Origin of the sequence: Roseococcus thiosulfatophilus, assembly GCF_017311575.1 — a bacterium.
Classification (GTDB): domain Bacteria; phylum Pseudomonadota; class Alphaproteobacteria; order Acetobacterales; family Acetobacteraceae; genus Roseococcus; species Roseococcus thiosulfatophilus.
The window spans coordinates 1-7906 of record NZ_JAFFQY010000032.1 but is presented as its reverse complement, the minus strand read 5'-3'; the positions used below and the strand labels follow the sequence as shown (position 1 = coordinate 7906).

General features: G+C 69.7%; 8 protein-coding genes. 7 read left to right on the top strand and 1 reads right to left on the bottom strand.

Features of this window, described 5'->3' with window-relative positions:
- From JTN19_RS11750 to JTN19_RS11740, 3 genes are all read left to right on the top strand, one after another.
- A partial coding sequence (locus JTN19_RS11750; protein WP_206932660.1) for a superoxide dismutase occupies positions 1 to 364 on the top strand: 364 nt, incomplete at its 5' end.
- Between the two features lie 58 nt (positions 365 to 422).
- The gene (locus JTN19_RS11745) at positions 423 to 2051 is read left to right on the top strand and encodes a long-chain-fatty-acid--CoA ligase (protein WP_206932659.1); all 1629 of its coding nucleotides are present in this window, start codon (positions 423 to 425) and stop codon (positions 2049 to 2051) included.
- Positions 2048 to 2659 (top strand): hypothetical protein, encoded by a 612-nt coding sequence (locus tag JTN19_RS11740; protein ID WP_206932658.1) that lies wholly within the window; start codon positions 2048 to 2050, stop codon positions 2657 to 2659. Before JTN19_RS11745 ends, JTN19_RS11740 begins: the two co-directional genes overlap by 4 nt.
- An 11-nt stretch (positions 2660 to 2670) precedes the next feature.
- On the opposite strand, the gene JTN19_RS11735 is transcribed toward JTN19_RS11740, so the two are convergent.
- A complete protein-coding gene (locus tag JTN19_RS11735) occupies positions 2671 to 3027 on the bottom strand; it encodes a hypothetical protein (RefSeq protein WP_206932657.1) in 357 nt (118 codons plus the stop codon).
- Between the two features lie 104 nt (positions 3028 to 3131).
- Between JTN19_RS11735 and JTN19_RS11730 the strand changes: the two genes are divergently transcribed.
- The 4 genes from JTN19_RS11730 to JTN19_RS11715 all read left to right on the top strand — a co-directional run bounded on the left by JTN19_RS11730 (position 3132) and on the right by JTN19_RS11715 (position 7707).
- Entirely contained in the window at positions 3132 to 3470 is a 339-nt protein-coding gene (locus JTN19_RS11730) for an NIPSNAP family protein (RefSeq protein WP_184386229.1), read from the top strand.
- 130 nt (positions 3471 to 3600) lie between these two features.
- The gene (locus tag JTN19_RS11725) at positions 3601 to 5190 is read left to right on the top strand and encodes an ABC transporter substrate-binding protein (RefSeq protein WP_206932656.1); all 1590 of its coding nucleotides are present in this window, start codon (positions 3601 to 3603) and stop codon (positions 5188 to 5190) included.
- Positions 5187 to 6782 (top strand): zinc-binding metallopeptidase family protein, encoded by a 1596-nt coding sequence (locus JTN19_RS11720; RefSeq protein WP_206932654.1) that lies wholly within the window; start codon positions 5187 to 5189, stop codon positions 6780 to 6782. The genes JTN19_RS11725 and JTN19_RS11720 overlap by 4 nt, the downstream gene beginning before the upstream one ends.
- A gap of 25 nt (positions 6783 to 6807) precedes the next feature.
- Positions 6808 to 7707: an NAD(P)-dependent oxidoreductase gene (locus JTN19_RS11715; protein WP_206932652.1), complete on the top strand. Its 900-nt coding sequence runs from the start codon at positions 6808 to 6810 to the stop codon at positions 7705 to 7707.
- Positions 7708 to 7906 lie beyond the last annotated feature (199 nt).

The following is a 7906-nucleotide window of genomic DNA, read 5'->3' as shown; positions in this document are numbered from 1 at the left end:
CATGGGCGGCGACGGCGCCGGCCCGCAGGGCGAGTTGCGCGCCGCCATAGACCGGGACTTCGGCAGCATGGACCGCTTCCGCGAGCAGTTCGAGGGCACCAGCAGCGACGTCTTCGGCTCCGGCTGGGCCTTCGTGACGGTGAACCGCGAAGGCGGCCTCGCCATCACGCGCAGGCCCAACCAGGACACGCCGCTGATGCAGGGCGAACGCGTGTTGCTGGGCAATGACCTCTGGGAGCACGCCTACTACCTGCGCTACCAGAACCGCCGCGAGGAATACATCAAGTCCTGGTGGCAGGTGCTGCATTGGGGCCGCATCGGCGAACGCTACGCGGCGGCGAAGGCGGGGCGGCTGGGCGTGTAGCGCGCCGCCCCAAGCCTCGGCATACTCCCTGGAAATAAACCCCCAGGGAGATTCATCCATGCGCGGCCTGATGCAGGACCACCCGCTTCTCGTCTCGTCGCTGCTGCGCCATGCGGCGAAGCACCACCGCGGCAGCAAGCTCGTCTCGGTGGACCCGCAGGGGGCGGTAACGCGCTTCTCCTGGCCCGAGGCTGAGGCGGACGCGAAGCGCCTGGCCCAGGCCCTGGCGCGGCGTGGCGTGCAGCCGGGCGAGCGCATCGCGACCCTCGCCTGGAATTCGCGCGAGCACCTGGCGCTGTATTACGGCGTCTCGGGCATGGGGGCCGTGATGCACACGGTCAACCCGCGCCTGTTCCCGGACCAGATCGCCTATATCCTGGAGGACGCGCAGGACACGCACATCTTCGTGGATCCCTCGGTGCTGCCCGCGCTGGTGGCGGTGCGCGACAAGCTGCCCGCCTGCCTGCGCGCCGTGGTGCTGATGGGCCCGGTGGCGGAAAAGCCGGACTTCCCGGTGGAGGTGCTCTCCATGGCGGAGCTGATGGCGGCCGAGGACGGCGCCTATGAATGGCCCGAACTGGATGAGCGCGAGGCCTGTTCGCTCTGCTACACCTCCGGCACCACGGGCATGCCGAAGGGCGTGCTGTATTCCCACCGCTCGACCGTGCTGCACGCCATGACGGCGATCTCGCCGGACATCTTCTGCATGTCGGCGCGCGATGTCGTGATGCCGGTGGTGCCGATGTTCCACGTGAACGCCTGGTCCATCCCCTATGCGGCGGCGATGACGGGGGCCTCGATGGTGCTGCCCGGGCCGCGCCTCGACCCGGCCAGCCTGTTTGCCCTGTTCGAGGGCGAGGGCATCACCTTCTCGGCCGGCGTGCCGACCATCTGGACCATGCTGCTGCAATGGCTGCGCGCGGACCCGTCGCGGAAGTTCAGCAAGCCGCCGCGCCTGGTGGTGGGCGGCACCGCCCTGCCCGTTCCCATCACCGAGGGCTTCCTGCGCGACTATGGCGTGGAGATCGTCCACGCCTGGGGCATGACGGAGATCAGCCCGCTCGGCTCCACCAATGTCCGCAAGGCCGAGACGGCGGATTGGGACGATGCGCGCTGGCTGGCCTATAGCCGCAAGCAGGGCCGCCCGCCCTATGGCGTGGATTTCCGCGTGCTGGACGCGAGCGGCAACCCCATCGCGCAGGACGAGGTGGCCTTCGGGGAGCTGGAGGTGCGCGGCCCCTGGGTGGCCAGCGCCTATTTCAACCGCGAGAACGAGCCCGCCTTCAGCGCCGATGGCTGGTTCGCCACCGGCGACGTGGTGACGCTCGACGCGCTGGGCGCCATCGAGATCGTGGACCGGGCGAAGGACGTGATCAAATCCGGCGGCGAATGGATCAGCTCCATCACGCTGGAGAACCTGGCCCTGGCGCACCCCGAGGTGCAGCTCGCCGCCGCCATCCCCGTCGCGCACCCCAAATGGGATGAGCGGCCGCTGCTGGTGGTGGTGCCCAAGCCCGGCACCAACCCCACCGCCGAAAGCGTGCTGGCCGTGCTGGAGGGCAAGGTGGCCAAGTGGTGGATGCCCGACCGGGTGGAGTTCGTGGACAGCCTGCCGCTGACCGCCACCGGAAAGCTATGGAAGGCCGAGTTGAAGAAGCGCTTCAAGGACTACACATTGCCTGCATGACATCTTTGCTTCGCGTGCTGGTGGGCTTCACCGTCATCCTGGCGGTGCTGGCCCTGCCCTTCGCGGTCGCCGTCGTGGTGGCCAGCGGCCACAAGGTGATGGAGGACGGCGCCTGGCTGCGCGGCGCCGGGCTGGCGGTGCTGGCGGCTTTCCCCGTGGTGGCGCTGGTGCTGGCCTGGCTCGCCTGGCGGCGGCGGGAGACGCCGCGCGCCGGCTTCGCGCGGCTGGCGGGCGTGCCGGTGTGGGGGGGCTTCGGCGCCGCGCTGCTGGTGGTGGCGCAACTCATGGCCCCGCCCGCGGCACCAATGGCCCGCCCGCCGGAGGATTTGCGCGCGCTGGCTGGCTTCCTGGCAGACCCCTCCGCGCCACTGGTGCTGGATCTGCGCGGCCGCGGGCTGCGGCACATCCCCGACGCCGTGCTGGCGGACCGCCGCCTGCACGAGCTGGACCTGCGCGACAACAACCTGACCGCCCTGCCGGACGCGCTGAAATCCAACCCCGCGCTGCGGATGGTCCGCATCGGCGGCAACCCCATCCCGCCCGAGGAGGTGCGGCGCTTCGGCTTCGCGCTGCTGGCGGCGGACCACCGGATGGTGATTTCGAACTGACGGGTGGTTCCTCAGGTGAAGCCCTCAGGGTTGAACAGGTACTCGACGCAGGGTAGCTGCCTCCCCAGGGCGTCCGTCTCCTGCCGCGGTTCGCGGCCCGGCGGGTAGACCTTTCGGAAGATGATCTCGCCCTGCGCATTGGTTTCGAGGGTGCTCTCCACGCGAAGGTGGTCATCCTCGGGAAGGATGCGACAGTCGCAGCCTCGCGGAACACAGTCGTCGCAATATTGCGCCTTGGCATCCGCGGGCAGGTAGTACCAAACGGCAGCCTCCCCGCAGTCCATGCAGCGCAAGCGGGAGCGGCGGCGGCGCTGCTGCGATACGGTGGCGCGAGGCGTCACAGGCTTGCGCGTCTTCAGGCGTTTCATGGGCCAAGGATGCCACGGCCGGGCGACAGGACTGGACGTGGTTTGCGGGGTAACCGATTTACCCCGATCATGCGCGGGCTGAAACCTGAAACAGGAACGCCCGCATGCTGGTCGACATCCGCATCTACACCGCCGCCCCCGGCAAGCTGCCCGCCTTCGTGAAGATTTACGAGGAGAAGGCCTGGCCGCTGCAGAAGAAGTATCTGGAGAACTGCCTCGGCTGGTACGCCACCGCCGAGGGCGAGCTGAACACCGTGGTCCACATCTGGGGCTACAAGGACATGGCCGACCGTGACGCGCGCCGCAACGCCATGGCCGCCGACCCGGAATGGGGCACCTACCTCAAGGCGATGGCCGAGGCCGGCGTGCTGGTGAAGATGGAAAACCGCCTGGCCCGCCCCACCGGCTTCTTCGCCGAGTTCCAGGCCGCGAAGAAGGGCTGACCCCCTCACGCACGCGGCGCCGGCGGGTTGACACCCGGGGCGCCGCGCCGGACCCTGCCCAGGACAAGAGAAAACGCCACGGGAGCGGCGCAGCCACCGGCACCTGATCCACTTCACGGAGTGCCACATCATGCACCGACGTCACCTGCTGCCCGCGCTCGGCGCGGGCGCCATGGCCGGACTTGCCGCGCCATCCGCCCTGCGCGCGCAGGCCGCCACCACGCTGCGCTTCACCCCGCAGCAGGACCTGGTGACGCTCGATCCCGTCACGACCACGGCCTATGTCAGCCGCAACCATGGCTACATGGTCTTCGACACGCTCTACGGCATGGACGGCAACTACCAGGCCACGCCGCAGATGGTGGACGGCCACACCATCGAGAATGACGGCAAGCTGTGGAACCTGACCCTGCGCGAGGGGCTGCGCTTCCACGACGGCACGCCCGTGCTGGCGCGGGACTGCGTTGCCAGCATCCGCCGCTGGGCGCGGCGCGACCCCTTCGGCGCCACGCTGCTGGACGCGACGGATGAGCTGTCGGCCCCCGATGACCGCACCATCCGCTTCCGCCTGAAGCGCCCCTTCCCGCTGCTGCCCATCGCGCTCGGCAAGGCCTCGGTGCCGGTCTGCGCCATGATGCCGGAGCGGCTGGCCAACACCGACCCCTTCCAGCAGGTGCCGGAGCTGATCGGCAGCGGCCCCTTCCGCTTCAAGGCGGATGAGCGCGTGCCCGGCGCGCAATATGTCTACACGAAGTTCGAGCACTATGTGCCGCGCCGCGACGGCGCCATCTCCTGGACCGCGGGCCCGAAGGTCGTGCATTTCGACCGCGTGGAATGGCGCGTCATGCCCGACATCGCCACCGCCACCAACGCGCTGATGGCGGGGGAGCAGGATTGGCAGGAATACGCCTATCACGACATGCTGCCCATGCTGCGCCGCGCGCGCCAGGTCGAGGTGCGCGTGCTGGACCGCTCGGGCTTCGTCAGCATGGTGCGCGTCAACCACATCCAGCCGCCCTTCAACAACCCGGCCATCCGCCGCGCGCTGTGGGGCGCGATTGACCAGGCCTCCTGCATGCACGGGCTGGTGGGGCAGGACCGCAGCCTCTACCACGTGCCGCTCGGCTTCTTCGCGCCGGGCACGCCCATGGCCTCCGAGGCCGGCCTCGAACCGCTGACCGGCCCGCGCGACTATGACCGCGTGCGCGCCGATCTGCGCGCCGCAGGCTACAATGGCGAGACGGTGCTGCTGATGATCCCTTCCACCTCGCTGCCCAACGCCACGGTGGGCGCGGTGGTCGAGGACCAGTTCAAGCGCGCGGGCATGAACGTCGAGGTCTATTCGGTCGAGTTCAACGCCATGCTGCAGCGGCGCAACCGCCGCGGCTCGGTCGCCGAGGGCGGATGGAGCGCCTTCGTCACCAACTGGGCCGGCACGGATTGGCTGAACCCCGCGGGGCATATCGCGCTGCGCGGCAATGGCGATGCGGGCTATGCCGGCTGGGCGAACATGCCGCGCATCGAGCAGCTGCGTCAGGACTGGTTCACCGCCCCGGACGAGGCCGCGCAGCAGGCCATCTGCCGCGACATCCAGCTCGAGGCGATGCGCGAGGTCCCCTACTACCCCACCGGGCAATATCTCCAGCCCACCGCCTTCCGCCGCACCTTGACCGGCGTGAATGACGGCTTCGCCACCTTCTGGAATGTGAGGCGCGCATGAGCACCCCCCGCGACACGGCACTGAACTACATCACGGCGAACGAGGCGCGCTTCTCCGCCTTCTGCTCCCGCATCTGGGACCATGCGGAACCCGCCTGGCGCGAATACCGCTCGGCCGCCGACTATGTGGAATTGCTGCGCGCGGAGGGCTTCGAGGTAGAGGCCGGTTCGGGCGGCATGCCCACCGCCTTCGTCGCCACCTGGAAGAACGGCAATGGCGGGCCGGTGCTGGCCGGCTTCTCCGAATATGACGCGGTGCCGGGCAATTCGCAGCAGGTGGTGCCGTACAAGGCCCCGCGCGAGGGGCTGCACCCCTACACGGCCGGCCATACGGATCCGCATTCCATGCTGGGCACGGCCTCGCTGGCCGCCATGCTGGGCGCGCGGGAGGCGATGGCGCGGCACAACATCCCGGGCACGCTGAAGCTGTTCGGCGAACCAGCGGAGAAGGTCTGCGGCTCCAAGCCCATCCACGCCGCGAAGGGCTATTATGATGGCCTGGATGCCGCCGTGGTCTGGCACCCCTGGCCCTACAACACGGTCACCAGCGAGACGCATTTCGGCGCCTATTGGAGCGCCATCATCACCTTCGAGGCCGACAGCCCCGAGACCTGGATCGACCCCACGCTGGTGCCCATCGAGGGCGCGCACGCCGCCGCGCGCTGCCCCGGCGCGCTCGACGCCATGTGCCTCATGTACACCACGACCAAGTACACCAAGGAGGCGATGTTCCCGCATGCCGGGTCCTGGACGCTGAACGAGTTTGTCCTCGGCGATGGTGGCGCCACCTCCGACAATTTGCCGCCGCGCTTCGCGCAGATCCAGTATTCCTGGCGCTCCTCCTCGCTCGGCATCCAGGAGCAGATCTGGCGCGTGCTGGCCAACAACGCCCGCCACGCGGCGGGCAGCACCGGCTGCCGCGCCTTCGTGCGCTGGGTGACCAAGACGCGCGTGGGCGTGCCCAACACGGCGCTGACGAACCTGACCTGGAAGAACCTCCAGGCCGTCGGCGCGCCGGTCTATGGCGAGGCGGCGCTGGAATTCGGCCGCGAGATGCAGCGCAACCTCGGTGTCGAGCCCATGGCGGACCCCTTCAACCCCGAAGCCTCCACGCTGATGCCGCCCGACGTCTTCGAGAGCCGGCTGCGCGCGGGCCTGCCCTCCTGGCAGAAGCATCTCAGCGCGGATGACTACGTGGAATTCTCCTGGCACGCGCCCACGGTGCGGCTGCTGGCGGGGCGGCCGCGGCTGCGCCCGCCCTCGCGCGGCCACGCCTACCCGGCCTGGGCCTACAACGCGCTGAGCGGCCTGCCCGGCGCCATTGATCCCGGCATGTTCGTCGCCGCCAAGACCATGGCGCTGACGCTGGTGGATCTGGCGACCGAGCCCGACACGCTGGCCGCCGCCCAGGCCGAGTTCCGCGAGCGCAGCGGCGGCGGCGTGGGCGGGCCCGGCTGGGTGCCGCCCTTGCTGCCGGCCGATTTCGTGCCGCCGGTGGATCTGCGCTGGCCCGAATACGTCACCACCCCGCGCGGCACCGAATGGTGCATGCCAACGCCCATCGAGGGCACGGGCGCGGGCGAGCCGCTCTGACGGCTCCAAACACGGGAGAGACGCCATGACCGACATCACTCCGCCCGCCCGCGTGGCCTTCGTGGGCATGGGCATCATGGGGGCCGCCATGGCGGCCAATCTGAAGAAGGCGGGCTTCGACCTCGCCATCCAAAGCCGCAGCCGCGGCAAGGCGGCGGCGCTGGAGGAGGCCGGCGCGCAATGGTGCGACACGGGCGCGGCGGCCGCGAAGGGGGCCGCCATCATCGGCCTTTGCGTGCCCGACACGCCGGATGTGGAGCTGGCCCTCTTCGGTCCGGGCGGCATCGCGGAGGGGGCGGCCTCGGGCTCCGTGGTGATTGATTTCTCCACCATCTCCGCCCAGGCCACGCAGGGCTTCGCGGCGCGGCTGGCCGAACGCGGCGTGACGCTGCTGGACAGCCCCGTCTCCGGCGGGCCGCAGGGCGCCATTGACGGCACGCTGACCTGCATGGTGGGCGGCGACGCGGCGGGCTTCGCGCGCGCCGCCAGCTATTTCGCGGCGGTGGGCAGGACCATCACGCATCTGGGGCCGTCCGGGGCGGGACAGATCTGCAAATCGGCCAACCAGCTCATCATCTGCGCGACGTTGACGGCGGTGAGCGAGGCGCTGGCCATGGGCCGCAAGGCGGGGCTGGACCCGGAGACGATGCGGACGGCGCTGTCCGGCGGCTCGGCGGACAGCTTCGTGCTGCGCAACCACGCCAAGCGCATCATCACCGGCAACTACACGCCGGGCTTCCGGGCGGAGCTGATGCGCAAGGACATGCGGCTGGCGGCGGCCGCCATCCGTGACCATGGCGTATTCGGCCCGGCCACGGCGATGACGGCGCCGCTGCTGGAACTGCTGGTGAACCAGGGCGCGGGCAAGGACGACCTGGCCGCGCTGGGCCGCTTGGTGGCGGAGCTTTCTGGCCTGGAAGGCTAGGCCATTCCGCAACGAGAGCGTGGCCGACTTTCGCTCTTTCACCGTTTAGAGCCAGCGCCGAGCGCCGCTGGAGCGCTCGTTCCGTCGGCTCAAGTGTCAGAGTTTGGAGTGTAGTAAATCGCGTCGAGCATAGCCGCACGGCCGTCCCAAACCCTGCCTGCGGTCTTCTCACGCGCACGGCGTGCGTTCCACCAACTGG

What these genes read in the sequence shown, in the direction of transcription:
- JTN19_RS11715 (WP_206932652.1), top strand. Translation starts at nt 6,808, where the DNA reads ATGACCGACATCACTCCGCCCGCCCGCGTGGCCTTCGTGGGCATGGGC.
- JTN19_RS11745 (WP_206932659.1), top strand. Translation starts at nt 423, where the DNA reads ATGCGCGGCCTGATGCAGGACCACCCGCTTCTCGTCTCGTCGCTGCTG.
- JTN19_RS11725 (WP_206932656.1), top strand. Translation starts at nt 3,601, where the DNA reads ATGCACCGACGTCACCTGCTGCCCGCGCTCGGCGCGGGCGCCATGGCC.
- JTN19_RS11735 (WP_206932657.1), bottom strand. Translation starts at nt 3,027, where the DNA reads ATGAAACGCCTGAAGACGCGCAAGCCTGTGACGCCTCGCGCCACCGTA.
- JTN19_RS11740 (WP_206932658.1), top strand. Translation starts at nt 2,048, where the DNA reads ATGACATCTTTGCTTCGCGTGCTGGTGGGCTTCACCGTCATCCTGGCG.
- JTN19_RS11730 (WP_184386229.1), top strand. Translation starts at nt 3,132, where the DNA reads ATGCTGGTCGACATCCGCATCTACACCGCCGCCCCCGGCAAGCTGCCC.
- JTN19_RS11720 (WP_206932654.1), top strand. Translation starts at nt 5,187, where the DNA reads ATGAGCACCCCCCGCGACACGGCACTGAACTACATCACGGCGAACGAG.